The organism is Nitratireductor aquibiodomus (genome assembly GCF_900105565.1).
In the GTDB taxonomy this organism is placed as follows: domain Bacteria; phylum Pseudomonadota; class Alphaproteobacteria; order Rhizobiales; family Rhizobiaceae; genus Nitratireductor; species Nitratireductor aquibiodomus.
In genome coordinates this window covers 897,310-922,059 of sequence record NZ_FNSL01000001.1, presented here as the reverse complement: position 1 = coordinate 922,059, position 24,750 = coordinate 897,310, and the positions used below count along the sequence as shown (strand labels likewise).

The window sequence follows — 24,750 nt, the reverse complement described above, 5'->3', positions numbered from 1 at the left end:
GTCATGCCCAAAGCCAAGCAAGCCGTTGATAGTCTGACGGAAGCCCAAGCCAGGGACGAGCTTGAAAAGCTCGCTCAGGAGATTGCCGGGCACGACAAACGCTATCATGCCGAAGACGCGCCGACGATCTCGGACGCGGAATATGATGCGCTGCGGCGGCGCAATCTGGCCATTGAGCAGCGCTTTCCCGAACTGGTGCGGGAGGATTCGCCCTCCCGGCGTGTGGGTGCTCCCGTTTCGGAGAAGTTCGAGAAGGTGCGGCACAAGGTGCCGATGCTTTCGCTCGACAACGCGTTTTCCGATGAGGATGTGGTCGATTTCGTGGCGCGCATCCGTCGCTATCTAAAACTCGACGCCGACGCACCGGTGGCGATGACGGCCGAGCCTAAGATCGACGGTCTTTCGCTTTCCCTGCGCTACGAAAAGGGGCGTCTCGTTTCGGCAGCGACCCGGGGAGACGGGCAGGAAGGCGAGAACGTGACGGCCAATGCGCGGGCCGTGACGGATATTCCTAATGTGCTTGATGGAGAGCCGCCCGAGGTGATCGAGGTGCGCGGCGAGGTCTACATGACCCATGCCGACTTTTTCGCGCTTAACAAGAGGCAGGAGGAAGCGGGCAAGCAGACCTATGTGAACCCGCGCAACACGGCGGCAGGCTCGCTGCGCCAGCTGGACTCCTCCGTGACGGCGGCGCGGCCGCTCAAATTTTTCGCCTATGCGTGGGGTGAAGTCTCCGACATGCCGTCCGACACGCAGACGGGCATGGTGGCGGCGCTGGAACGCTATGGCTTTCGCGTCAACGATCTGATGAAGCGGTGCGAGAGCGCCGAGGCGCTTCTGGCGCAATACCGAATGATCGAGGAAAAGCGGGCGACGCTGCCCTATGATATCGATGGCGTGGTCTACAAGGTGGATGATCTGGCGCTGCAGCAGCGGCTGGGTTTCGTGTCGCGCAGCCCGCGCTGGGCAATCGCCCACAAGTTTCCGGCCGAGAAGGCGACGACCATTCTGAACGGCATCGATATTCAGGTGGGACGCACGGGCGCGCTGACGCCTGTTGCGCGGCTCGAGCCCGTCACGGTGGGCGGTGTGGTGGTGACCAATGCAACGCTGCACAATGCCGAAGAGATCGAACGGCTCGGCGTAATGATCGGCGATACGGTGACGGTTCAGCGCGCCGGCGATGTGATCCCGCAGATCCTTGGCGTGATCGAGGAGAAACGGCCGGCCGATGCACAGGCTTTCGAATTTCCCAGTGTGTGCCCGTGCGAACTGAAGACACCCGTGGTGCGCGAAGGGATCGGCTCTGGCGTGGAGGGCGTGGTGCGCCGCTGTTCGGGCGAATTTGCCTGCCCGTTCCAGCGGGTCGAGCATCTGCGCCATTTCGTTTCGCGCCGTGCTTTCGACATTGACGGGCTGGGCGACAAGCAGATCGAGTTCTTCTTCAATGACCCTGACCTTCCGGTGAAGGCGCCGGGCGACATTTTTACGCTCGCAAGGCGCGATGCCGACAATCTGAAGAAGCTGAAGGACAAGGAAGGGTGGGGCGCGACCTCGGCCGCCAATCTGTTCGACGCCATCGAGGCGCGGCGCTCCATCGCGCTGGAGCGGGTGATCTATGCACTCGGCATTCGCCATGTGGGCGAGCAGACGGCGAAGACGCTGGCGCGGGCCTATGGCTCCTGGCAGGAGTTCCACGATGCCGTGCTGGCGGTGGCTAATGGCGACGCGCAGGCGCGCGAGGAAATGGATGCGCTCGATGACATCGGCGATGCGGTGATCGATTCGCTGGCACACTACTTTGGCGAGGCGCACAACCGCGAACTGGTCGAGGCGCTTGCGGGTGAAATCGACGTGCAGGAGGCGGAACGGCCGACGATGGATTCGCCCGTTGCCGGCAAGACCATCGTGTTTACCGGCGCGCTGGAGCGCATGTCGCGCGATGAAGCCAAGGCCATGGCCGAACGACTGGGGGCGAAGGTGGCAGGGTCCGTGTCCAAGAAGACGGATCTGGTGGTTGCCGGGCCCGGTGCAGGATCAAAGCTCAAGAAGGCCGCGGATCTCGGCGTGGAGGTTATCGACGAGGACGCCTGGTTCGAGCGGGTGGGGGCATAAACTGCCGCTGATGCGTGGCTCAACGGAATTCATGTGACTGGTCAGTCCTGTTGACCTACAGCTCAATCACTTTGATCGAAGCGAGAAAGCGCTCGATCTTGTTGTTTTTTGCGCAATTCCGGACGGAAAACCGGTTCCCATTTTTCCTGGAATTGCTTTAGGTTGCAGGCCTCTGGAGGGATGATGACTGCCGACATTGCCAAGGAAAGCGCGCGCCCGCGCGATTTTGCGCAAGGGGTGCGCGACAGCGTGCCCGTGGTGGTCGCGGCGTTGCCGTTCGGCTTTCTGTTCGGTGCGCTGGCGGTCGAGAACGGTCTGACCGTGTTCGAAGCCGTGTTGATGAGCGCGACCGTATTCGCGGGCGCTAGCCAGATGGTGGGGATCGATCTCTTCGGCCAGAAGGTTGCGCCGTGGCTGATTGTGCTGTCGATCCTTGCCGTCAACTTCCGTCACGTTCTCTACTCGGCCACCACTGGCCGGCGCATTGCCCATTGGGGGCCGGTGCAGCGGCTGCTTGGTTTCTTTCTGCTGGCCGATCCCGTTTTCGCCGAGGCCGAGCGGCGCAGCGAGACCCATGGCAGGATCACGTTTGGCTGGTATATGGGAGCGGCGCTGCCGCTTTATCTCTGCTGGGTGGTGGAAGGCTGGCTCGGAGCGCTGTTTGGTAATCTTCTGCCCGATGCGCATGCGCTTGGCATCGACTTCCTGCTGCCGATCTATTTCCTTGGCCTCGTCATGAGCTTTCGCAGGCGCTCGTTCTGGCTACCGGTCGTGCTGATGAGCGCGGCGGTTTCCATGCTTGCCTATTCTACGGTCGGCTCTCCCTGGCATGTTTCCATTGGCGCCATTGCGGGTGTGGCGCTGGCGGCGGTCATGGCACCGAACGCGCGCGGGCGCGAGGAGGGCTCATGAGCACGACGGTCTGGATCATTCTTGCGGGCGCGGTGCTGACATTCCTGACGCGTATTGGCGGCCACATGGTGCTGTCGCGGTTCGAGCGCATTCATCCGCGCGTCGAGGCCGGGCTGAACGCCGTTCCCGCCGCTGTTCTGACCACGCTGGTGGCGCCGGCGGCGATGAATGGCGGCATACCCGAAATCGCGGCGCTGGCGACCGGCATCATCGTCTCAATTGTTGCCGGCGGCATGATGCCGATGTTCCTCTCCGCGGCAGCGGTGCTCATTCTGCTCCGCCACCTGACCGGCCAGTAAAGACGCTGTCAGTCCAGCGGGGCCGTTGCCTTTTCGAGCCAGTCGAGCGTTTCACCGTCGAGCAGCGGCGCCAGCGTTTCACGCACGCGGGCATGATAGGTGTCGAGCCAGTCGCGCTCCTGCGGTGACAGCAGCCCGGTGTCGATCAGGCGGCGGTCGAAGGGGCAGAGCGTCAGCGTCTCGAAACCGTGCATGTCGATCTCTCCGCCGGGAATGGCGGAGGCCGGCTCCACCACGATCAGGTTCTCAAGCCGGATCCCATAGCTGCCGGGCTTGTAGTAGCCGGGTTCGTTGGACAGGATCATGCCTGCTTCCAGAACCTGCGTCCCTGTTCTGGCGATGCGCTGAGGGCCTTCATGGACGGCAAGATAGGAACCGACACCGTGGCCGGTGCCATGCGCATAGTCGAGACCTGCCTGCCATAAGGCGTGGCGGGCGAACGGGTCGAGGTCCATGCCGCGCGTGCCTTTGGGAAAGCGTATGGTCGAAAGCGCGATGAGGCCCTTCAGAACCCGCGTGTAGCGCTCGCGCATCTCGTCGCCTGGACGACCGATAATGACCGTCCGGGTGATGTCTGTGGTTCCATCGTCATACTGTGCGCCGGAATCGACCAGATAGAGCTCGTTTGCGGCCAGCGTACGGTTGGTCTTCGTCGTGACGCGATAATGGATGATCGCACCATTGGGACCCGCGCCGGAGATCGTATCGAAGGAAATGTCGTGCAGAGGCATCTGCAGGCTCTGCCCCGTCTCGGCCCGGCTTTCCTCCAGTTTTCGTACCGCGCTGATCTCGTCGACCGTGCCCGGCTCCTGCCGGTCGAGCCATGAGAGAAAACGGGCCATGGCAACGCCGTCCCGGCGATGGGCGGTGCGCGCGCCTTCAAGCTCAGTTGCGTTTTTGATTGCCCGGGGGAGGCGGGCGGGATCGTCAAGATCGGTGATGCTTCCGCCGGCTTCTTCCACAACCAGTCGCAGACGTTCGGCAGCGATCGAGGGATCAAGGCCGATCGAACCGGTGCTCTTTGCGCAGCGTGAAAGTTCCGCCTCCAGTGTGGATGGGGCCTTGAGATCGGCGAGCTGTGTCAGATAGGCCTCGGTTTCGCGGTCGAGCTTGCGTCTGTCGAGGAAAAGCAGCGGGCGCCCGTCCACGGGGAGAATGGCGAAGCCAAGGGCCAGTGGCGTGTGCGGCACATCCTGTCCACGAATGTTAAAGGCCCAGGCAATCGATGACGGGTCGGTGAGGACGGTGCAGTCGGCACCGGCTTCGCGGACGGCCTTCGCCATGCGTTCCAGCTTTGCGGCGGCGAGCTCGCCGGCATAATCCTTCGACTGAATGCGGGCCTGTGCCAGCGGCGGAGAGGGGCGATCGTCCCAGATGAGGTCGACCATGTTGTCGTCTACCGGAACGAGCTCGATGCTGCGTGCCCTGGCCCTGTCACGCAGGGCCCGCAACTCGGCGACGGTGTGCAGCCATGGATCAAAGCCGATGCGGCTGCCTGTGGGTGCGTTCCTGGCAATCCATTCGCGCGGCGGGGTGTCTATCAGGCTTTCAACGGTGAAGATCGACGGATCGGTCTGCTCGGCCGCCTGAAGCGTATAGCGGCCGTCGACGAAGAGAATGGCACGATCTTTGAGGACCAGTGCCGCGCCTGCCGATCCGGTGAAGCCCGTCAGCCACGCAAGCCGCTCGCAGGACGGGGCGACATATTCGCCCTGATGTTCGTCTGCGCGGGGAACCAGATAGCCGTCGAGGCCCGCTTTCGCCAGCGCCTTGCGCAGTTGGCCAACGCGCGTGATGCCCTGGCTCGGGTCGGCGGTAACGTCAAAAGATTGAAACATGGAACCTTGCCGCTTCGTCTGAAAATTGGCCCGAACCTATAGCATGGTCTCAGGAAGCGGAACGTCTTTCCGACTACAGAATACTTATGCTGCGTTGCACAATTGCTTTGTTGCGATGCAAAATCAGATGGTAGCCATGCGCAATCGGCGCTGGTTGCATGGGCTTCGCGGGCTTATTTATAGGGTCATGGACAACGGTACTTCCGTTGCAAACATTCAAGGAGATATCAGATGGCCCAAAAGCGTGGCTTTTTCCGCGGCGCATTCGACGCGCTGATCGAAGCTCGTCAGAAGCAGGTCCGGAGCTATGTCAACGGCGCGCTTCTGATGCTGGACGACGAAACCCTGCGCGCGCACGGCTACAACCGCGACGAACTCAAGCGCAGCCGCAGCGTTTCGCACATGTTCTGATCCGCTGGACCCAGCGTTTCTGTCAAAACCCCGAAAGCTCTGCTTTCGGGGTTTTTTTGTTTGTGCAGGTGCTGCGCTCCGTCAGCGCTTCATATGAATGGTGACCCAGCCTTCGCGTGCCTGCGTGCGCACATGTCGGAAACCCTGTCCGCCATAGGCTGCCACGACCGCGCGCCTCTGACGCTCCAGAATGCCCGACAATACGAGTGAGCCACCGGGCGTGAGGTGCTGCGCCATCGCCGGTGCGAGCGCCATCAGCGGACGCGCAAGGATATTGGCGACGATCAGGTCGAAGGGCTTCTCGCGGGCGAAAACACTGTGGTGGAAACCGGGCGCCGTGTGTGTGTCCACCAGACCGGTAACGCCATTGAGACGGACGTTCGATCTGGCGACTTCGGTGGCCACGGGGTCGATGTCGGTCGCCAGAACCGGAATGCGGGCGCTCCTGGCAATTGCAATGGCCAGAACGGCACTGCCGGTGCCCAGGTCCAGTGCGTTGCGTGGCTGTTCGCTCTTCAGGATATCGGCAAGCGTGCTGAGGCAGCCAGCGGTCGTTCCGTGATGGCCCGTGCCGAAGGCAAGGCCGGCGTCGATCTCTATTGCGATATCGCCGATGCGCTGCAAATGGCGGTCATGGCTGCCGTGAACCAGAAAGCGGCCGACGCGAACCGGGCGCAGCCCCTCCAGAGAATGACTGACCCAGTCGATCTCCGGAACGTCCTCCCGCCCCAGCGGGGGAAGGGGCGAGACATCTGCAAGGCTTTCCAGCACCCTTTGTTCCAGGCTGTCGGCGTCGTCTTCCGTGTAAATCGATATCTGGAAGATACCGCTGTCTTCCTCCGGCTCGAATATGCTGATCGGCAGCCCGTCATCTTCAAAATGCGCGTCGAGAATAGAGAAGATCGATTCGGCCTGCTCGCGCGGCGCCGTCAGGAAAAGTCGTGTCTGGCCCATGAATTTCCGGTGTCAGGTTTCGTTTGCCAGACGCTTCAGCTTGGCGATGGCAGTTTCACTGTTTTCTTCATAGGCGATCGTGCCGAAAAAGTCGCCATCGCTGTCAAGCAGCAGGATCGAGGCGGTGTGATCCATCGTGTAGTCGCCATCTTCCAGCTCGACCTTGCGCACATAGATGGAGAACCCCTTGGCCATGGCGGCGACTTCTTCCGGGTCACCGGTGATGCCGGTGATGCGGTCCGAGAAATTCGACAGATAGGTCTTCATGACCTCGGGGGTATCGCGCTCCGGGTCAATGGAAACGAAATAGGGTTTGATGTCGGCTGCTTCATCGCCCAGTTGTTCGAGATAGCCATCGAGTTCGAAAAGGGTGGTTGGGCACACTTCCGGGCAATGCGTGAAACCAAAGAAGACGACGCGAGGCCCGCCTTTGAATGCGGCTTCGGTGATCGGGTTGCCATCCTGATCGACCAGTTCGAATGGCACACCGAAGGCTTCGCCCGAACTCTGCTTTTGATACCACTGGAAGGTGAGGAGCCCGACGCCGACGGCCATGACCGCCAGGATGCCGATGAGGATGGATCGCATCATTGAAGTTTACCCGAAACGAAATGCTGAAAGATGGCGTCAAAAGCACCAGGACAACCCGGACTCGACGAGTGCGAGAAAAATTCCAGCCCCGTTTTCCAGCCACATGGCAAAGGCCAGCCCGGTGAATGCAGCCAGGAGCAGTGTCGCCGCGCCCAGTTTGAACCAGATGGCCGTGTGCCAGGGTTGCTGTGTTTTCATAGCCTATACTACGCGCAACTCCGGACTGCATGCAAAGCCTCATCTTGTCGCAAGGGAGGTCATGAAGAAAACCTCCCGTCGCCTGGAGGCCGACGGGAGGTTCAGGGTTGAGGTTGTATGTTGCCATGTGGCTATGGGGACGGGTTCAACCCCACATACGCACTTTACTGAGACATGGTTTGGAAAGGATTGCCTTGACCTTCAATCCTGAGGTGTACTCGATTGCAGCGAGAGGTTTACCGGGAGGATCGTCATGACGATTTCCGATATTCGACTGAAGCGCATCTATGACCCGGTGGAGGACAGGGATGGAACGCGGATCCTGATTGACCGTCTGTGGCCGCGCGGTATGAGCAAGGAACGCGCTGCACTTGACGCGTGGATGCCCGAGATCGGCCCCAGTCACGAACTGCGCAAATGGTATGCCCACGAGCCCGAGCGCTGGGAAACGTTCCGTCAGCGATACCGGGAAGAACTGGCCGGCCGTGAAGAATGGCTCGAACAATTGAGGGAGTCGGCCAGGAAAGGACCTCTGACGTTGTTGTTCTCCGCTACAGATCGCGACCGGAATCAGGCGGTGGTCGTTCGTCAATTCCTGCAGGAAGACGACGACTCCTCATAATATGAGCTCAATTTATGATTGTACTTGACGCGCGCCGGCAATCTGTTTTCCGGAAATCAGGGGAATATCCGGCGCAGAGTAGACGTTTAGCCTATACGGCGTGGCCGCACTCTTGACTCACGGAATGCTTATGGAGACATATGTGCACGGTTCGCCCATGCAGAATGGGCGTTCGTGGTGCCGGGGCGGATTTCATGATCAAGGATTTCGACAAGTTAAAGCAGCAGCTTACCGAGCTGTCCGAGGCGGTAAACAAGTTCGAATCGGAGGCTGTCCAGCTGCGCGTGGTCGAATTGGTGCTGGGGCAACGCGAGGGGCAGGTCGGCGGTTTCGCCGAAGGCGGGATTAACGAGTTTATCGCAGGCCCAGGTATGATGCATGTCGTGCGCAATACGGCACGCCCGGGGCGCCGCAAGACAACCACCGATAGCGCAAAGGGCGCCGTTGCTGCATTGAACGAGCTGCTTGAGAGCGATTTTTTCGCTGAGCCACGGACCATTGGCGACATCGTCGCCCGCTGTCAGGAGGCATTTGGCATGCGTTACAAGTCGAATGCGTTTTCCGGACCGCTTTCGCGCCATGCGCGCACGGGCGTTCTCAACCGCGAGAAGAATGCGGACGGCAAGTTCGTATATGTAAAGCCTGAAGCCGGCTGACTGCAGAAAGTTCTAAACCTGCTGGACGAAGCCGTCGAGCACGCGCTTCTGGCCCGCCTTGTCGAAATCGATGGTGAGCTTGTTGCCCTCGATTGCCGCGATATTGCCATTGCCGAATTTGAGATGGAACACCCGGTCGCCGACCTTGAAGGCGGAAGGGGTGTCGGAGACCGATTTGGCGACCAGCTCTCCTTCGATTACACGGCCCTTGACCGAACCGCGTCCGGCGCCATAGCCAGAATCCGCCTCGCCATAGCCGATGCGTTCCACCTGATGGCCGGAGCGATTGCCCCAGTTGCGCGCCGTCGCCTCGGTCCGGTTTTTCTGTGCGCGCTGCCAGCCGGGCGTGGCATAGCTGTTTGAAAAAGCGGGCTGATCGTCGAAGCGGGATTTGCCATAGGGGTTGGGCCTACCGGGCTGACCGGCGGAATAACCGCCATAGCCGCTGCTCTCCTCGGCCACGTCCACATGCGCTTCGGGAAGCTCGTCGAGAAAGCGCGAGGGGATGGTGGATTGCCAAAGGCCGTGGATCCGCCGGTTGGAGGCGAACCACAGATGCAGGTTCTTCTTGGCGCGGGTCAGGCCCACATAGGCCAGACGCCGCTCTTCCTCAAGCCCTGAGCGGCCGCCCTCATCGAGCGCGCGCTGATGGGGGAAGAGGCCTTCCTCCCAGCCGGGCAGGAACACGGTGGGGAATTCGAGACCCTTGGCCGAATGCAGCGTCATGAGGCTGACGGCGTCGAGTTCTTCGTCGCGCTCGGCATCCATGACGAGGGCCACATGCTCCAGGAAGCCGCGCAGGCTGTCGTAATCCTCCATGGAGCGGATCAGCTCCTTGAGGTTTTCGAGCCTGCCCGGCGCTTCGGCGGAGCGGTCGTTCTTCCACATGTCCGTATAGCCGGATTCTTCGAGGATGATCTCGGCCAGCTCGGTGTGAGGCGTGCGGTCGAGCATGCCCTGCCAGCGCTCAATATTGTCTACCAGCGTGCGCAGCGATGCGCGCGGCTTGGGCTTCATTTCCTCGGTGCCAACAAGATCGCGGGCAGCTTGCAGAAGGGTGGCCTCGCGCATGCGCGAGACATCGTGGATCTGGCGGACGCTGGCTTCGCCCAATCCGCGCTTCGGCGTGTTGACGATGCGCTCGAAGGCGAGATCGTCGGCGGCCTGCGCGACGATGCGGAAATAGGCCATGGCATCGCGGATTTCCATGCGCTCGTAGAAGCGCGGGCCGCCGATGACGCGGTAGTTGAGCCCCAGCGTGACGAAGCGGTCTTCGAACTCGCGCATCTGGAAGGAGGCGCGCACGAGGATAGCGATGTCGTTGAGGGCGTGGCCCTTCACCTGGAGCGCCTCGATCTCCTCGCCGACGGCACGGGCCTCTTCCTCAGAATCCCATGAGGCGTGCACCTTCACCTTGGGATCGTCGGGATCGGAATGCTCGGTGAAGAGGGTTTTGCCGAGCCGGCCCTCATTGTTAGCGATGAGATGCGAGGCGGCGCCCAGAATATGCGCGGTGGAACGGTAATTGCGCTCCAGCCGGATGACGGCGGCGCCCGGAAAATCCTTCTCGAAGCGCAGGATGTTGTCCACTTCCGCGCCGCGCCAGCCATAGATGGACTGGTCGTCGTCGCCCACGCAGCAGATGTTCACGGGCTCCGTGCTCTTCGGGCGCTGGGCGAGAAGCCTCAGCCACATATATTGCGCTGTGTTGGTGTCCTGATACTCGTCGACGAGAATGTAGCGGAACCTGCGGTGATACTCGGCAAGCACATCCGGATTGTCGCGCAGAATGCGGATCGGATGGCACAGGAGATCGCCGAAATCGACGGCGTTAAGTGTCTTCAGACGCTCCTGATAGGCGGTGTAAAGCTCGCGGCCCTTGCCATTGGCGAAGGCACGCGCATCCCCCTCGGGGATCTCCTTCGGGGCGAGCCCCTTGTTCTTCCAGCCGTCGATCATCTGGGCGAACTGGCGCGGCGGCCAGCGCTTGTCGTCCAGCCCCTCGGCCTGGATGATCTGTTTCAGGAGGCGGATCTGGTCGTCGGTGTCGAGAATGGTGAAGGAGCTTTTCAGGCCCGCAAGTTCCGCATGTTTGCGCAGGATCTTGACGCCGATGGAGTGGAAGGTGCCGAGCCACGGCATGCCCTCGATGGCCTCGCCGACCAGCGTGCCGATGCGCAGCTTCATCTCGCGGGCGGCCTTGTTGGTGAAGGTAACGGCGAGGATCTGCGAGGGATAGGCGCGGCCAGAGGCCAGAATATGCGCGATGCGGGTCGTGAGAACCCGTGTCTTGCCCGTGCCGGCGCCAGCGAGCACCAGAACCGGGCCCTCGGTGGTTTCCACCGCGAGGCGCTGCTCGGGATTAAGTGCATCGAGATAGCGTGTGTCGGGACCGCCCGAGCGCGCGGCCATGGCGCGCGCTGCAATGCCCGAAGGCTTCTGCGCTGCCGGTGGAGGCGGGGTCGGGTCGTCCTCATCAAAGAACGGAATATCGTCAGGGAAGCCGGACATCGGACCTGCATATGGTGATTCGGGGGGCAAAGCCCAAGGATGTTTTCTATTTGTACCGGTTTGTGGCCCATGAACCAAGGGGAGGTGAACCGGCAAAGGAACGTTGCGGAACGCTGTTGACGTTTCGCATGGCTGGAGCCAATCTGTTCATGGCTGAACGCAGCCGGCAGTCCGCGCCCCGAGGGGTATGGCGAATGCGTTCTGATTGTCTCCATGGTTCCTTTCACCGACGGCGATGACATCGGCAATGCGGACACTGATTGTTACGCGCCTCGATGAAGGACCCTGAACCATGCTTGAATTCTCCGACGCGAAAACCATGGCAAAAGCCATGCGCGCCTCGCTTTCCGCAAAGGGCGTTTCGATTTCGCACAGCGAAGCGCTGGAGATCGTTGCCCGCCAGTTCGGCTTCGATACCTGGAATATTCTGGCTGCGAAGATGACCGAGCCGGGTGTGGAAGAGATTGTTCTCCAGCCGGCCATACCGATCCTGCGCATATTCGACGAAGCGAAGGCACGGGCTTTTTATCTCGATTTTCTCGGCTTCAGGGTCGACTGGGAGCACCGGTTCGGCCCGGATATGCCCCTATACATGCAGGTTTCGCGCGGCGAACTCAGCCTGCATCTGAGTGAACATTCCGGAGATGCGACGCCGGGTGGCAATGCCGTGGTGTTCATGACCGGGATCAGGGCGCTTCATGCGGAGTTGCATGGACGGGACTACAAGTACAATCGTCCGGGTCTTGAAAAGCAGGAATGGGGACTGGAACTCGGCGTGATCGATCCGTTCAGCAACAGGCTTCGCTTTATCGAGAAAAGCGGGGCCTGAAAGGATCAGTGCTCGCTTTCGCACAGCGAATGGTCTGCGAGTGCCCGCAGAACGTGGCAGTCGCAGACCGCGCCGCTGTCGCAGCTATCGACAATGCGCTGCAGTTCGTGCTCGAGCCTTTGCAGGCGCGCGATGCGTTCGCGCACTTCTATGAGATGTTCGCGCGCAATGCTGTCGGCTGCCTCGCACGGTTTTTCGGGGTGGCCGCTCAGTTCGATCAGTGAACGGATGGCGTCGATGCCGAGCCCCAGGTCGCGCGCATGACGGATGAAGGCGAGGCGCTCCATGGCCTGCCTGCCATAGCGACGCTGGTTGCCGGACGAGCGTTCGGGCGGCTCAATCAGACCCGTCTCTTCGTAGTACCGGATTGTTGGCACCTTCACGCCCACGCGCTTCGACAGTTCTCCGATAGACCACATGGGCATCGCTCCTTTTTTGCTTGCGCAAGATATAGGAAGTCCCCGCCGGAGGTGGAAGGACTACCGCGCGCTCACGCGGCTGTGAATGGACCTTTTCCACGTGGGCCCTACCTTGAAGCTCGGCGGGAACCAACCAGCGAACGGGAGTGAACTCATGCAGGATCAGCCGAAGATCACCCAGGCGATGATTGACGCCTATGACGAGTACACGCATCTCACGCTCGACCGACGCGCATTCATGAGCAGACTGACAAAACTGGCGGGTTCCGGAGCCGCGGCCGCAGCCATTGTGCCGATGCTCGCAGCGAATTCCGCGCGCGCCGCCATGGTCGCCGAGGACGACGAGCGCGTGACGGCGGAAGACATCGCCTATGCCGGCGACGGCGGGGAGATGATGGGCTATCTCGTCCGACCGGCCGGTGTGGAGGGAAAGCTTCCGGCCGTGATCGTAATCCACGAGAACCGTGGCCTCAACCCGCATATCCGCGATGTAGCGCGACGCATGGCGCTTGAAGGGTTTGTTGCGCTGGCACCCGATTTTCTGTCTCCATCCGGCGGCACGCCGGAGGATGAGGACAGGGCGCGCGAAATGATCGGCCAACTCGATGGAGGCCAGACCGTGCGCAACGCGGTTGCGACACAGGCCTTTCTGGCAGGGCATGATGCGACCAATGGCAATGTCGGCGCCATCGGCTTCTGCTGGGGTGGGGGGCTGGTGAATGAGCTTGCCGTCAACGATCCCGAGCTCGATGCGGGCGTTGCCTATTACGGGCGTCAGGCCGATGCGGGCGAAGTCTCGAAGATCGAGGCGCCGCTGCTGCTCCACTATGCGGGGCTCGATGAGCGGATCAATGCCGGTATCGATGCCTATCGCACCGCGCTCGAAGGGGCGGGCAAGACGTTCACCATTCACGTTTATGAGGGGGTCAATCACGCCTTCAACAACGATACCTCGGAAGCGCGTTACGACAAGGAAGCCGCGGACCTTGCCTGGCAGAGAACGGTGACCTTCCTGCAGGAAAACCTGTCCTGAATGTCAAAAGGCGTCGAAGGGCGCCGGGTCGTAGGCAATGAAGAGGCGTTTCTGGCGCGCGGTGCGGACGATGGCGCGGACATAGATAAGGTCGATGGGGATCGGCCATCGGTTGCGTTCCAGCCAGTAGAGTTCGTCCTCGATGGATTTCAGCGCGCGCCAGAAGTCATAATCCGTTATCTCGTGCGAGTGCGCGAGACCGTCTGACAGGGCTTTGGCTTCCTCGTTCAACACCGGGCTTTCCGCCACCTACGAATCGAATGCGTTTACCAAGGATGGTCAACGTGCGGCGTGAGCGCTTCAAGCGCGGCACATGGTTAAACTTGTGCAAAGATTTTGGCCGTGACGGTATGGTTAACAAAACCTTCTCCCTCGCTTCGGGCGGCCAAACTCCTGGAAGACAACGCTTATCGGTGCTCTTCCTCGCTCATGTCCACGAGTGCGCGGTTGAAGAAGCGCAGCGCACGGACGTGGCTCGCAAAGGCGATGACCTTTGAAGAATCCTTCAGATCGACCACCGGCAGGCGGTCATGGCCTCCCTTGTCGAATGCGCGCAGAGACGCCTCTAGCGTATCGGTTGGCCTGAGCGATGGAGCCCCGGTTTCCGGGTCGTAGGTGACGGGCTCGTCTTCTTCATCCAGCGGTTCCATGAAATCCATGACGCGGATGGTCTGGCCGAGAGCCCGGTGAGGGCCTTCCACAAGGAACAGCCCGCGCATTTCGAGCTGCCACTGGAACCAGGAATGGCCGTGGATGGTCTGGGTGATGCCATGTGCGACGGCGACGGTCAGCAGGAGCGCGATGGAGAGTTCGTAGCCGCCGGTCAATTCGAAGACGATGACGGTGGTGGAGATGGGGGCGCCGAGGACAGCACCTGCGACGGCTCCCATGCCGAGGATGGCGTAGAGTCCTTCGCTTGATGCCATGGTGGGAAAGGCAGAGGCGGCAATGATGCCGAACGCGCCGCCCGTGAGCGCGCCCAGAAAGAGGGCGGGAGAGAAGATCCCGCCGCCGAAGCGCATTGCAAGCGTGATGGACGTCGCGGCCGTCTTGACGACGATCAGCGCCAGCATGGTCATGAGCGGGAGGCGGTTCCACAGCGCCATGTCGGTTATCTCGTAGCCCACGCCGAGCACGTGCGGGAACACCACGGCGATGCCGCCGACGATGAGACCGCCGACGACGGGTCGCGTCCAGAGCGGGATGCGGATGCCCCGCGCCGCGTAATCAGAAACGAAAAGCGAGAACTGGAACAGGATCGCCACCACGGCAGCCGTGACGCCCAGAAGGGCGAAAGCGGGGAACTCCCAGAACGAGGTGATCTGGTGCGTCGGTACAAGAAACGCGGCAGCGCTGCCGAACCATAAGCGCGATGCAACAGCACCTGCAGCTGAGGCGATGACGATCGGCACGAAGGAGCGCATGGCGTAGTGGCCGAGAATGACTTCATGCGCAAAGAGGACACCGGCAATGGGCGCGTTGAACGAAGCGGAGATCGCGCTGGCTACGCCTGCTCCCAGAAGGGTGCGCCGGCACCACTCCGGAAGATGGGCACGCCAGGCAATCGCCGTCGCCAGCACCGCTCCCAGATGGACCACCGGCCCTTCGCGTCCGGCGCTCGCGCCCGAGCCGAGCGACAGGGCGGTGACGAAGGCGGAGAGCAAGCCTTCACGAAACCGAAGTTTGCGCCCCGACAATGCACGCGCCTCGATCACATCGGCCACGGCGCCGGTGCGCCGGGCTTCCAGACGCGTAAGCAGAATGCCGACCAGAAGGCCGCCCACCACGGGCCCGGCCATGATCCAGTACCAGGGGAGGGCAAGAGCCGCGGTAAACACGCGCTCTGAGCGTGTTCCCAGCCAGAAGAGCTGGAAAAAGCCGATCAGCTCGCGAAAGGCGATGGCGGCAATCGCGACTGCGAGGCCGAGAAACAGCGACAGGAGCCAGACCAGCGGTAGCCGCGCTTCAAGAAATGCGCTGACATTCGGCTCGATCCAGGTTCGCAAAATCTGTGGCAGGCGCTGTATCAGCTTGAACAGGGACATGCCTGAGCCTAACGCGTCCGGCGGCGGATGGCGATTGAACGGCCAGCGCGTTCAGGCTCGGGCAGGGTTTTATGCAGTGCGCGCATCGCCGCAACGCGTTCAAGCACATCGGCGGGGAACGGGGTCACCTTCGGGCCGGACATGTCGATATGCAGCGTGAGCGTTTCGCAGGTGGCGGCCAGCCAACCTTCTTCGGCGTGGCGCAGCTCCTGATAGGAATGAAGGCGCTTCTCGTCATGATCGAGAAGCTGATACGTGCCGCGAACCCTGTCTGCGAGATGAAGCTCGCGCACGTAGCAGAGGTGGATTTCCGCCGTATAGGTGGTGAGCTGCCGCTCAGCCGCGTATCGGGCACCCATGCCGAACCCCTCCGACACTTCTTCATAAGCACGGTCGAAGAGAACCGGATAATAAGCCATGTTCAGATGGCCGTTGAAGTCGATCCAGTCTTTCTGCAGTTCGAATATACGTGAGCGGTGCAGCGCTTCGTCTGGCATTGTTTTTCTGTATCCCTGGGTTCTGTCCCTAGACTGCGGACTGTGTTCGACTTGCGGCAGATTCGGATAGAAACGAAAACGATCCTGTGCGGCAAGGGTTGGACCACCTGATTGGAGAAGCTGAATGGCGCTGGCGGAAATGGAAAAGGTTTTGCGGAACGACGAAGGCATCCGGCTGGTGCTGGACCTTTTGCGTCAGCGCTACGGGGAGCGTCTTGTTACCGGCCATTCGGTGCGTGAACAGCATGCCCATTCCACGAGTTACATCCCTCCACAATTGCCGGATGCGGTGTTCGCGCCCCGCACCGTCGAGGAGGTGCAGGAGGTGGTGCGCATGTGCGCCGAGCACCGCGTGCCCGTCATCCCTTTCGGAACCGGGTCTTCGCTTGAAGGGCATGTGAATGCGCCGGGCGGCGGCATCTCGCTCGACCTCATGAACATGAACCGCATTCTTTCGGTCAATGCGGAGGATCTGGACTGCACGGTCGAACCGGGTGTGACGCGTGAGGATCTGAACCACTATCTGCGCGACACGGGGCTCTTTTTTCCGATCGATCCGGGCGCCAATGCGAGCCTGGGCGGCATGGCTTCCACGCGCGCCTCCGGCACCAATGCGGTGCGCTATGGAACGATGCGTGACAATGTGGTGAACCTGCAGGCGGTGATGCCGGACGGCAGGCTGATCACAACGGCGCGCCGCGCGCGCAAAACCTCGGCGGGTTATGACCTGACGCGGCTTTTGGTCGGAGCGGAAGGGACGCTGGGTGTCATCACCGCGCTGACCCTGAAGCTTTACGGCATTCCACAGGCCATTTCAGGCGGTGTCTGTCCCTTCCCGGACGTGGAAACAGCCTGCCAGGCGGTCATTACGACGATCCAGATGGGTGTGCCTGTCGCACGTATCGAATTCGTCAATGCGCTCGCCATGAAGGCCATCAACGCCTATTCCGATCTGAGCTATCCGGAAAGCCCGTGCCTGTTTGTCGAGTTTCATGGCAGCGATGCCGGTGTGAAGGAGCAGGCCGAGACCTTTGGTGAGATCGCGGAGGAGTTCGGTGGCGGGCCGTTTCAATGGACGAGTGTCGCCGAGGAGCGCACCAGGCTCTGGAAGGCGCGCCACAATGCCTACTGGGCCTGTGTGGCGCTGCGGCCCGGCACGCGCGGGCTTTCCACCGATGTGTGCGTGCCGATCTCGCGGCTTGCCGAATGCATTGTGGAGACCGAAGCCGACATTGCCCGGGAGGGGCTGATGGCGACGGTGCTTGGCCATGTGGGTGACGGTAATTTTCACGTTCTCGTTCTGATGGACATGGAGGACCCGAAGGAGATCGAGCAGGCGGAGGCCTTTGTGGCGCGGCTCAACAAGCGGGCACTCGCCATGGATGGAACCTGTACGGGGGAGCATGGCATCGGGCAGGGCAAGATGCGGTTTCTGGAAGAAGAGCTCGGAGACGCGGTCGATGTGATGCGGGCGGTCAAAGAGGCGATCGATCCGCTCAACATCATGAACCCGGGAAAAATCGTCGGGGCGAGGCGCATATAAGCGGGACCTTGTGCGACCATGTGGCCGACGGTCTCTTCAACACCGTTGAACCGCAGTGGATCGATCTGCATCCTCGGGGCGCAGAAAGAACGATCTAAATCATTGATGGAGCACCGGAATAGCCCGAATACCGGATTCCACTTGTCGGTCCGATGCTCTAGTGTAGAAAAACAGGCGTTTTAACCAGGGAGAGCGAACTGGCCCGGCTGTTTGTATTCTTCGGTGGACTTGTGGTGCTGGCGCTGACCTCGGCGCTGGTTGCCCCGTATTTCATCGACTGGAATCACTACCGATCCGCTTTCGAGCGCGAAGCGGGACGGGTGCTGGGCCGCGAGGTGCGGGTGGAGGGCAGCGCAAGGGCGCGGCTTTTGCCATTTCCTTCGCTGACTTTCACCGATGTGGTCGTGGCCGGCGAGACACCGGATGCGCCGGGCATGACGGTGGATGAATTCTCCATGCATGCCGAGCTTGCGCCGTTCCTGCGCGGCGAGGTGCTGATTTTCGACATGCAGCTCACGCGGCCGCGGGCGCGCATCGCGGTCGCCGCAGATGGCGGCATCGACTGGGCCGTGCGGCCTTCCGGACCGTTCGACCCGCGCCAGGTGACGCTCGAGAATGTCACCATCGTCGATGGTTCGGTCACGCTGCGCCACGCTGCGAGCAGGCAGGTTCATCAGGTTTCCGATATAGACGCGGAGCTTTCGGCGCGCACCCTGGCGGGGCCATGGCGGATTGGAGGGTCGCTCGCGTTTGACGGTCTGCCAATGGGGATTTCCGTTTCGACGGGAACGCTGGGCGATGACGGGCGCATGCGGCTGCGGATCGACGCTCTGCCCCAGGGAGCGCCGATCAGGCTGGCCACGGACGGTCAGGCGTATATCGACGATGGAGCGGCCTATTATGACGGTACGTTCGCGCTCAACACCTATACCCGGGAGGCGATGGCCGCCCTGCGCGAGGAAGAGGAGCGACCACTGGCGCTCACCACGGCAGCGGCGACCAACCGCCTGTCGGGCAGTTTCGACCTGAGGCACGACCGGCTTGCGGTGGACATGTTTCGCTTCGAGACCGGACCGGTCGATGCGCCATACCGCGCCGAGGGACGGGCGAGCCTCGATTTTGGCGATGCGCCGCGTTTTCTCATAGAGGCGGATGGCGCCCAGCTTCGTTTCGAACCGGAGGAGGGGCAGGGCGGTTCCATCGCCGGACTTGATCTCAACGCGCGCTTCGATGCGTTTGCCGGTCTGATGCGCGCTTTGCCGGCGCCGGGCATACCAGGCCAAGTCTCGATCAACCTGCCGGCGATCGTGGCCGGCGATACGACGATCCGCAATATCGAACTGCGGGCGGAGCCGGCGGAGGGCGGCTGGTCGATCGGCTCAGTGGCGGCGACCCTGCCAGGGCGCACCCAGTTCGAGGCCAATGGTCTTCTCACCACAAGCGACACCCTTGCCTTCAACGGACGCATGCTGCTTGCGATCGGACAGCCATCGGGCTTTGCCGCATGGGTTTCGCGCGATGTGGACGATGCCATCCGCCGGCTTCCGTCGGCCGGCTTCAGCGCGGATGTGAACCTTTCGCGCAGCACACAAAGCTTTGACGCGCTGGAACTCATTCTTGGCGATGCGCGCTTCAACGGGCGCGTGGAGCGGCGCGAACCGGACAATGCAAAGCCCTCTCTGGAGGTCGCGCTCGACGGGGAGGCGCTCGATCTCGACGGTATTCAGGCCTTCATGTCGCTCTTCGTGAACGATGCGGGCGTGAACAGGCTTGCCGGCCATGACGTGGACCTCGCCGTGAAGGCGGGCCCTGTCTCGGCCGAGGGGTTGAAGGCCGAAACAGTCGACACGGCCCTGCGCCTGCGCGCTGGCGTGCTCGAGATCGACCGCCTGACGCTCGGCGGACTCGCCGGCGCCCAGCTCAGCGCCACGGGGCAGATTCGCGATTTCTCCACGGCGCCCACGGGGCAGATCGATGCGACCATCCTGTCGACCGATCTGGCGGACCTTGCGGTGATGCTTGCCGGCAGATTTCCCCAGAACCGGCTTTTTGAAGCCATAGCCCGCCGGGCGCAGGGCTTTCCCGGTCTTTTTGAGGATGCGGAAATCAACGTCATCGCAAGTGCTGCCGACAACAATGACGGCACTGTCGGGCTCGCGGTGAGCGCGGAAGGGGTTGCCGGTGGCACCGATCTCGGTCTTTCGCTTTCCGACCGCAGTCCCCGGGAAGAACTGCTTCAGGGGGATTTCAAGCTTTCCGTCACGGCCAGGAACGACGATGCGGCAGTTCTCTACGGTCTCGCCGGATTGCCGGCGCTTCCGCTCGGCCTTGTCGGAGAGGCCCGGCTCGAACTCTCTGCTGCCGGTTCGCTGGCGGATGCGGTCAGGACAAAGGCGACTGTCACGGGCGACGGACTTGCTGCCTCGTTCGACGGGGGGCTTGCCAATGCGCTTTCCGCTCCGTCTCTCGACGGTAAAGTGCGCATCGAGACCACCGATATCGAACCGTGGCTGGCGGCGGGCGGTGTCGTGCTGCCGGGGTTCGGCCTCGGATTGCCTGTCGAGCTCGCAGCCGCGCTCGAGTGGAGCGAGGAGGTCGTGGTTCTTTCCGGACTTGCCGGAGCCGTGGCCGGCAGCGATGTGAGCGGTGATTTCAACATTCTGCTCGATGGCGGCAAGCCGCGTATCGACGGAGCGCTTCGCATGGCGCGTTTCGACCTTGCACCGGCGGCGGAACTCGTGCTGGGGCCGGATGTGCTTTCGGGCGAGGAAAGCGGGGCGTGGCCCGAAGAGCCTTTCGGCAGCGATGTCGATCTTCCGTTTTCGGCCGATCTCGAACTGCGGACAGACGCGCTCTGGGCCGGTTTCCTTTCCGCCGGGCAGGAGGCAAGCCTGAAGCTGAAGCTCGACGATGAAGGGCTGACGGTTTCCGATCTGAAGGCGGCGGCGTTCGACGGTTCGATCGACGGGTTTGCCACGCTAAAGAACAATGCCGGGACGGGGCTTCTGACAGCGCAGATCGGCTTGAATGACACGGCGCTTGAAGCGCTCATGCCGCAGGGGAGCCTCGAAGGACGGCTGAGCGCCCGTGCCAGCGTTACCGCCAGCGGCAAGACAGTGAACGGTATGGCGTCGGCATTGACGGGATCGGGTTCTGCAACATTGAAGGATTTGAGCATTCGGGGGCTGAACCCGGATGCACTGGCAATGATCCTCGAGAAGGCGGATGCGCTGGGCAATGAGATCGACACTGCAAAGACAGAGGTTTTTGCGCCCGCGATGATCCGCGACGGGCGTTTCCAGGTGGGAAGCACCGAGTTTGCCTTCACCATCGCCGGCGGCGTGGCGCGCACGCCGCCCATGCGGCTTGAGGCCGAGAGGGCGACGCTGACAACGACAGCCTCCGCCGATCTGCAGTCCATGACGGTTGCAACGGATGGGGCGCTGGTTTTCGATCCCGGTCTCGAATCCGTTGTGGGTGCGGAGCCTCGTGTGGATGTCACGGCTTCGGGACCTTTCGGCGATGTGGGGTCGAAGCTGTCGGTGGGGCCGCTTGCGCAGTTCCTGACTCAGCGTGCTCTGGAGCGTGAGCAGGTGCGGGTGGAGCGAATGCAATCGGTGCTTCTGGAGAAGCAGAGACTGCGCCGCGAGACGCGTTACTTTGCAGCGCTTCAGACGGAAAGAGAGCGCGCTGAAGCCGAACGCCAGAGGCTTGAGCGCGAGCTTCGCCTGAAGCGCGAGGAAGAGGAGGCCCGCCGCCAGGCGGAAGAACGGGCTGAAGCAGCACGCCGGGCCGCAGAGGCGGCGCGGGCAGCCGAAGCGCTCCAGCGCCAGGAGCGGCGCGGTCCCGCGGAGAACGTTGCGCCGCGTGAAGTCGAGCGTGCCCCGCTGGAGGCACCGGAGGGGGCGAATTCTCCCGACGCGGTTTCGGAGTTTTTCCGCTCAAGGAACCTTTCGCCGGACCGGCTCCGGGAGCTTCTGGGGACCGACGGGGGCGTCAACTGAAGCGCTTCCACCTTTCGGTCCGATGATCTGATGGTCAGCCGGTTCGGGACGCCCGGGCTTTCAGGTCGTGAAGCACGTAGAGCCGGAGTTCGGAAGAGAGATTGCATTCTTCGTCCCGCCGGGCGTCGACCTCGGCTATGAGTGCGGCAAGCGACATCTTGCGGCGTCGGGCGATCGCTTCCAGTTCTTCCAGGAAAGGCTCTTCTAAAGAGACGCTTGTGCGGTGGCCGCGAATGCTGACCGAACGCTTGGCGATCCGGCTCATTCGGGTTCGTTGTCCCGGCTTTTTTCGCGCCTGTGTCCGTCGAGCCGTGCAACCAGACCCGCCTTCGCACTCTCTTCCAGTGCGCGCTCGCCTCTGGTGCGGCCGTGGCGGATGCGATTTTCAGTGGCTTGCTGCTCTTTCTCTTCGCGGGCGCGGCGTTTGCGCCTTTGTCGGAGATTGACCAGTTCGCCCATGGTCACTTCTTCCGAAATGCGTCGAGCGAGACGACTTCCGCCCCCTTGCTTTCGGATGCCGGCGCATCCTCCTGCACGGGCTCGGCTTCGGCTTCCGCCTTGTCCTTTTTGGCCTTTTTCGCAGGCTTCTTCTTTGTCGCGGGCTTTTGCGGTTCTTCCGAAGTGTTCTCCGGGTGAACCTCGGTGATGTCCGCCGTCTGTTCGCTCTGCTCCGGCTTTACGTCGAACTCGAGCTCGAAATTCACCGACGGGTCGTAAAATCCCCGGACGGCGGAGAAAGGCACGCTCAGCATTTCGGGAACATCCGCAAAGGACAGGCCGACCTCGAAGCCGGTCTCGGTCACTTTGAGATCCCAGTACTGATACTGCAATACGATTGTCATCTGCTCGGGATAACGCTCGCGCAGGCGCGAGGAAACGCGCACACCCGGAGCGTTGGTGAGAAAGGTGATGAAGAAGTGATGCTCACCGGGCAGTCCGGTGCGCGCGACTTCCGCCAGCACCTTGCGCATCACGCCGCGTAGAGCGTCCTGAGCGAGAATATCGTATCTTATGCGGTCTTCGGCCATCAACGCGAACCGGTTTGTGAATCTTTGACCTACCTCTAATCAAGGACCGCGCTCAGGTAAACCGGCAAAAGACGGGTTCCGCTACGTCAGGCGGGGAGAGCCCTGCTGACGCGGGTCGTTTCCTGGCCCTCTTTACCGTTCCTGCGGTAGGCGCGCAGGAAGGTTTTGACCGCGCGGGTGGTTACTTCCCGGAGTTGGTCGTTTTCCAGTTTCTCGCCAAAAAGGGCGGGGATATGGAGCTCGGCGTTCACCAGGGCGATGAACTGGCGTGCGGCGACGTCGGGGTCGTCAAGTTCGAGATGCCCCGCATAGGCAAGACGGGCGAAACGGGCTGCCAGTGCAGACCAGACCTTGCCCGGTCCTTCCGTGCGCCAGCCTGCAAACAGGTGAGGATGCCGTTCCCCTTCGCTTTGAATGAGCTTGCGAAGATATTTGCCATCTTCGTCGCACACGCATTTCTGCGTCAGGCGCATGGCAAAGGCGATGAGTTCGTCTTCAAGGTCCGCGGGTTGATCCGGAAAGGTCGCCAGCACCTCGAAGCTGCGTGCGTTGCAACGCTGGGTGATTTCGGTGACCACAGCGGCGAAAAGCCTGTCCTTGTCGCCATAGTGATTGTAGACGGTTTGCCGCGAAACGCCGGCTTCGGCGGCGATCATGTCGATGTTCGCGCCCGTATAGCCTTCTCGGCAGAAAACCCGTGCACCCGCTTCCAGAATGGACAGGCGCTTGGCGGCGTGTCCGCGTGTCGGGAGCCTGTCAGTAGCGTTGATCACATGCATGAAAAACATATATGTGTGATTGACATATTAGACAAGGCTGTCCAAAAATATAGTCAATCAAGATCAGGTTTGTTGCCCGCGCTGTTTTTGCTCTGCCATGTCTGGGCCATGTCGGGCCTCTCCCCAGTCTTTCGTCTTTGGTTTGACGCCCGTTGTGGCAGCCATCTTTTTTGAAAGTGCAAATCCATGACCTCGAGATTCCTGCGCATCGCGCTGGTACTTGGCCTTTTGACCGCTGTGGGGCCGTTCGCCATCGACATGTATCTGCCTGCGCTACCGTCGATCGGCGCCGATCTGAATGCGGGCACCGTGGCGGTGCAGATGTCTCTTCTGGTGTTTTTTCTGTCGATGGGACTGGCGCAGATCATCGTCGGGCCGATTTCCGACATGGTGGGCCGCAAAGCACCGCTCTATGCGGGGCTGGCTGTTTTCATCATCGGCAGCATCGGTTCGGCGCTGGCGACGAGCATCGAGATGCTGATCGCGTTTCGTTTCCTGCAGGGGCTGGGCGCGTCGGCCGGCATGGTGGTGCCGCGCGCGGTCGTGCGCGATCTTCACACCGGAACGGAAGCGGCCCGGCTGATGTCTCTCCTGATGCTGGTCTTCTCGATCTCGCCCATTCTGGCGCCGCTCACGGGCAGCGTGATCATCGCCACCCTCGGCTGGCGGGCGGTGTTCTGGTCGGTGACCATTGCGGCAGTCCTGGGTGTTTTCCTTCTGGCGACTGCCCTGAAGGAGACAAGGCCCGTCGGGGAACGGAAGGGGAGTTCGCTGCGCAGCGCGCTCGCCGGGTATCGTTTTCTCCTGGGCGACCGGAAATTCATGGGCCTGACCTTTATCGGCGGGTTCGGCATTTCCAGCTTCTTCGTTTATCTGTCGAATTCGTCGTTTGTGCTGATCGACCACTACGGGCTTACGCCGACGCTCTATAGCGTGTTCTTTTCCATGAATGCGGTGGCGTTTTTCACCATGTCGCAGCTTACCGGGCGGTTGACCGAGCGTTATGGACTGCGCCGAGTGGTGAGGGTTGCGGTCATCTCATATGCGACGACTATTGTGGCCCTGCTGGCGGTGATGGCATCCGGCCTGCAGTCACTCTGGGTGCTCGCTTCGTTTCTTTTCGTTGGCTACGGGTTCCTGGGCCTGGTCATTCCGACGACTTCGGTGCTTGCGATGGATGATCATGGCACCATAGCCGGCACGGCCTCGGCGCTTATGGGAACACTGCATTTTGCCATCGGGGCCATGGCGATGGCTATCTCGGGCCTGTTCTTTGACGGAACGCCATTGCCGATGGTGACCAGCATTGCCGTGTGTGCCGTGCTTGCGCTTGCGTTGACCCATCTGACGCTGGGACGCGATGAACAGCCTGCGAGGGCTGCCGCAGAGTGAGGTCGGGTGTGCCTGACAGGTTGGTTCTGGAAGGGCGCTCGGGCGCCCTTTCTTTTTCGCGCAAAAGGCTGACG

The 24,750-nt window shown here is 61.7% G+C and carries 24 protein-coding genes; 11 read left to right on the top strand and 13 right to left on the bottom strand.

Features of this window, described 5'->3' with window-relative positions; genetic code table 11:
* The first annotated feature begins 3 nt into the window (after nt 1-3).
* The 3 genes from ligA to BLW55_RS04365 all read left to right on the top strand — a co-directional run bounded on the left by ligA (nt 4) and on the right by BLW55_RS04365 (nt 3,326).
* Nucleotides 4-2,115 (top strand): NAD-dependent DNA ligase LigA, encoded by a 2,112-nt coding sequence (gene ligA / locus BLW55_RS04375; protein WP_090326959.1) that lies wholly within the window; start codon nt 4-6, stop codon nt 2,113-2,115.
* A 183-nt stretch (nt 2,116-2,298) separates the two neighbouring features.
* The gene (locus tag BLW55_RS04370; RefSeq protein WP_007007724.1) at nt 2,299-3,027 is read left to right on the top strand and encodes an AzlC family ABC transporter permease; all 729 of its coding nucleotides are present in this window, start codon (nt 2,299-2,301) and stop codon (nt 3,025-3,027) included.
* Nucleotides 3,024-3,326 (top strand): AzlD family protein, encoded by a 303-nt coding sequence (locus BLW55_RS04365; RefSeq protein WP_007007725.1) that lies wholly within the window; start codon nt 3,024-3,026, stop codon nt 3,324-3,326. Before BLW55_RS04370 ends, BLW55_RS04365 begins: the two co-directional genes overlap by 4 nt.
* A gap of 8 nt (nt 3,327-3,334) precedes the next feature.
* Here BLW55_RS04365 and BLW55_RS04360 read toward each other — a convergent pair whose 3' ends face one another.
* Complete coding sequence (locus BLW55_RS04360; RefSeq protein ID WP_090326956.1) at nt 3,335-5,164, bottom strand: aminopeptidase P family protein; 1,830 nt, start codon at nt 5,162-5,164, stop codon at nt 3,335-3,337.
* A gap of 231 nt (nt 5,165-5,395) precedes the next feature.
* On the opposite strand from BLW55_RS04360, the gene BLW55_RS04355 reads away from it, so the two are divergent.
* Nucleotides 5,396-5,575, top strand: a complete 180-nt coding sequence (locus tag BLW55_RS04355) for a hypothetical protein (protein ID WP_007007727.1) — start codon at nt 5,396-5,398, stop codon at nt 5,573-5,575.
* Between the two features lie 81 nt (nt 5,576-5,656).
* Here the strand turns inward: BLW55_RS04355 and BLW55_RS04350 are convergent, their stop codons facing one another.
* Genes BLW55_RS04350 through BLW55_RS20735 form a run of 3 tightly spaced genes read right to left on the bottom strand, consistent with a single transcriptional unit; the run spans nt 5,657 to nt 7,318 of the window.
* Nucleotides 5,657-6,529 carry a 50S ribosomal protein L11 methyltransferase gene (locus BLW55_RS04350; protein WP_090326954.1) on the bottom strand — a complete coding sequence of 291 codons (873 nt, stop codon included), beginning with the start codon at nt 6,527-6,529 and terminating at the stop codon, nt 5,657-5,659.
* A 12-nt stretch (nt 6,530-6,541) separates the two neighbouring features.
* Nucleotides 6,542-7,120, bottom strand: coding sequence for an SCO family protein (locus tag BLW55_RS04345; RefSeq protein WP_025030316.1), 579 nt, complete (start codon nt 7,118-7,120; stop codon nt 6,542-6,544).
* A gap of 36 nt (nt 7,121-7,156) precedes the next feature.
* Nucleotides 7,157-7,318 carry a hypothetical protein gene (locus BLW55_RS20735; RefSeq protein ID WP_162829773.1) on the bottom strand — a complete coding sequence of 54 codons (162 nt, stop codon included), beginning with the start codon at nt 7,316-7,318 and terminating at the stop codon, nt 7,157-7,159.
* A 253-nt stretch (nt 7,319-7,571) separates the two neighbouring features.
* On the opposite strand from BLW55_RS20735, the gene BLW55_RS04340 reads away from it, so the two are divergent.
* Complete coding sequence (locus tag BLW55_RS04340) at nt 7,572-7,940, top strand: DUF488 domain-containing protein (protein ID WP_090326952.1); 369 nt, start codon at nt 7,572-7,574, stop codon at nt 7,938-7,940.
* A 194-nt stretch (nt 7,941-8,134) separates the two neighbouring features.
* Complete coding sequence (locus BLW55_RS04335; RefSeq protein ID WP_040664932.1) at nt 8,135-8,596, top strand: hypothetical protein; 462 nt, start codon at nt 8,135-8,137, stop codon at nt 8,594-8,596.
* Nucleotides 8,597-8,608: 12 nt separating this feature from the next.
* Here BLW55_RS04335 and BLW55_RS04330 read toward each other — a convergent pair whose 3' ends face one another.
* Nucleotides 8,609-11,107, bottom strand: coding sequence for an ATP-dependent helicase (locus BLW55_RS04330; protein ID WP_090326947.1), 2,499 nt, complete (start codon nt 11,105-11,107; stop codon nt 8,609-8,611).
* 292 nt (nt 11,108-11,399) lie between these two features.
* On the opposite strand from BLW55_RS04330, the gene BLW55_RS04325 reads away from it, so the two are divergent.
* The gene (locus BLW55_RS04325; RefSeq protein WP_090326945.1) at nt 11,400-11,936 is read left to right on the top strand and encodes a glyoxalase superfamily protein; all 537 of its coding nucleotides are present in this window, start codon (nt 11,400-11,402) and stop codon (nt 11,934-11,936) included.
* Between the two features lie 5 nt (nt 11,937-11,941).
* On the opposite strand, the gene BLW55_RS04320 is transcribed toward BLW55_RS04325, so the two are convergent.
* Complete coding sequence (locus BLW55_RS04320; protein WP_025030319.1) at nt 11,942-12,355, bottom strand: MerR family transcriptional regulator; 414 nt, start codon at nt 12,353-12,355, stop codon at nt 11,942-11,944.
* 154 nt (nt 12,356-12,509) lie between these two features.
* On the opposite strand from BLW55_RS04320, the gene BLW55_RS04315 reads away from it, so the two are divergent.
* Complete coding sequence (locus BLW55_RS04315; RefSeq protein WP_090326942.1) at nt 12,510-13,388, top strand: dienelactone hydrolase family protein; 879 nt, start codon at nt 12,510-12,512, stop codon at nt 13,386-13,388.
* 3 nt (nt 13,389-13,391) lie between these two features.
* Here the strand turns inward: BLW55_RS04315 and BLW55_RS04310 are convergent, their stop codons facing one another.
* The 3 genes from BLW55_RS04310 to BLW55_RS04300 all read right to left on the bottom strand — a co-directional run bounded on the left by BLW55_RS04310 (nt 13,392) and on the right by BLW55_RS04300 (nt 15,930).
* Nucleotides 13,392-13,622: a hypothetical protein gene (locus tag BLW55_RS04310; RefSeq protein WP_244508982.1), complete on the bottom strand. Its 231-nt coding sequence runs from the start codon at nt 13,620-13,622 to the stop codon at nt 13,392-13,394.
* A 173-nt stretch (nt 13,623-13,795) separates the two neighbouring features.
* Nucleotides 13,796-15,433, bottom strand: a complete 1,638-nt coding sequence (locus BLW55_RS04305) for a chloride channel protein (protein WP_007007736.1) — start codon at nt 15,431-15,433, stop codon at nt 13,796-13,798.
* Nucleotides 15,434-15,441: 8 nt separating this feature from the next.
* Nucleotides 15,442-15,930 (bottom strand): thioesterase family protein, encoded by a 489-nt coding sequence (locus BLW55_RS04300; RefSeq protein WP_090326938.1) that lies wholly within the window; start codon nt 15,928-15,930, stop codon nt 15,442-15,444.
* Between the two features lie 124 nt (nt 15,931-16,054).
* Here BLW55_RS04300 and BLW55_RS04295 point away from each other — a divergent pair, with 124 nt between their 5' ends.
* Entirely contained in the window at nt 16,055-17,473 is a 1,419-nt protein-coding gene (locus tag BLW55_RS04295) for an FAD-binding oxidoreductase (protein ID WP_025030322.1), read from the top strand.
* Nucleotides 17,474-17,670: 197 nt separating this feature from the next.
* Complete coding sequence (locus BLW55_RS04290) at nt 17,671-21,477, top strand: AsmA family protein (RefSeq protein WP_342027750.1); 3,807 nt, start codon at nt 17,671-17,673, stop codon at nt 21,475-21,477.
* Nucleotides 21,478-21,511: 34 nt separating this feature from the next.
* On the opposite strand, the gene BLW55_RS04285 is transcribed toward BLW55_RS04290, so the two are convergent.
* From BLW55_RS04285 to BLW55_RS04270, 4 genes are all read right to left on the bottom strand, one after another.
* Nucleotides 21,512-21,742 carry a ribbon-helix-helix domain-containing protein gene (locus BLW55_RS04285; protein WP_090326936.1) on the bottom strand — a complete coding sequence of 77 codons (231 nt, stop codon included), beginning with the start codon at nt 21,740-21,742 and terminating at the stop codon, nt 21,512-21,514.
* Entirely contained in the window at nt 21,739-21,936 is a 198-nt protein-coding gene (locus tag BLW55_RS04280; RefSeq protein WP_007007741.1) for a DUF4169 family protein, read from the bottom strand. The genes BLW55_RS04285 and BLW55_RS04280 overlap by 4 nt, the downstream gene beginning before the upstream one ends.
* 2 nt (nt 21,937-21,938) lie before the next feature.
* On the bottom strand, nt 21,939-22,505 hold the full coding sequence (locus tag BLW55_RS04275) for an SspB family protein (RefSeq protein ID WP_007007742.1): 567 nt from the start codon (nt 22,503-22,505) through the stop codon (nt 21,939-21,941).
* An 86-nt stretch (nt 22,506-22,591) separates the two neighbouring features.
* Nucleotides 22,592-23,293, bottom strand: coding sequence for a TetR/AcrR family transcriptional regulator (locus tag BLW55_RS04270; RefSeq protein ID WP_081784688.1), 702 nt, complete (start codon nt 23,291-23,293; stop codon nt 22,592-22,594).
* Nucleotides 23,294-23,470: 177 nt separating this feature from the next.
* On the opposite strand from BLW55_RS04270, the gene BLW55_RS04265 reads away from it, so the two are divergent.
* A complete protein-coding gene (locus BLW55_RS04265) occupies nt 23,471-24,676 on the top strand; it encodes a multidrug effflux MFS transporter (RefSeq protein ID WP_090326934.1) in 1,206 nt (401 codons plus the stop codon).
* Nucleotides 24,677-24,750 lie beyond the last annotated feature (74 nt).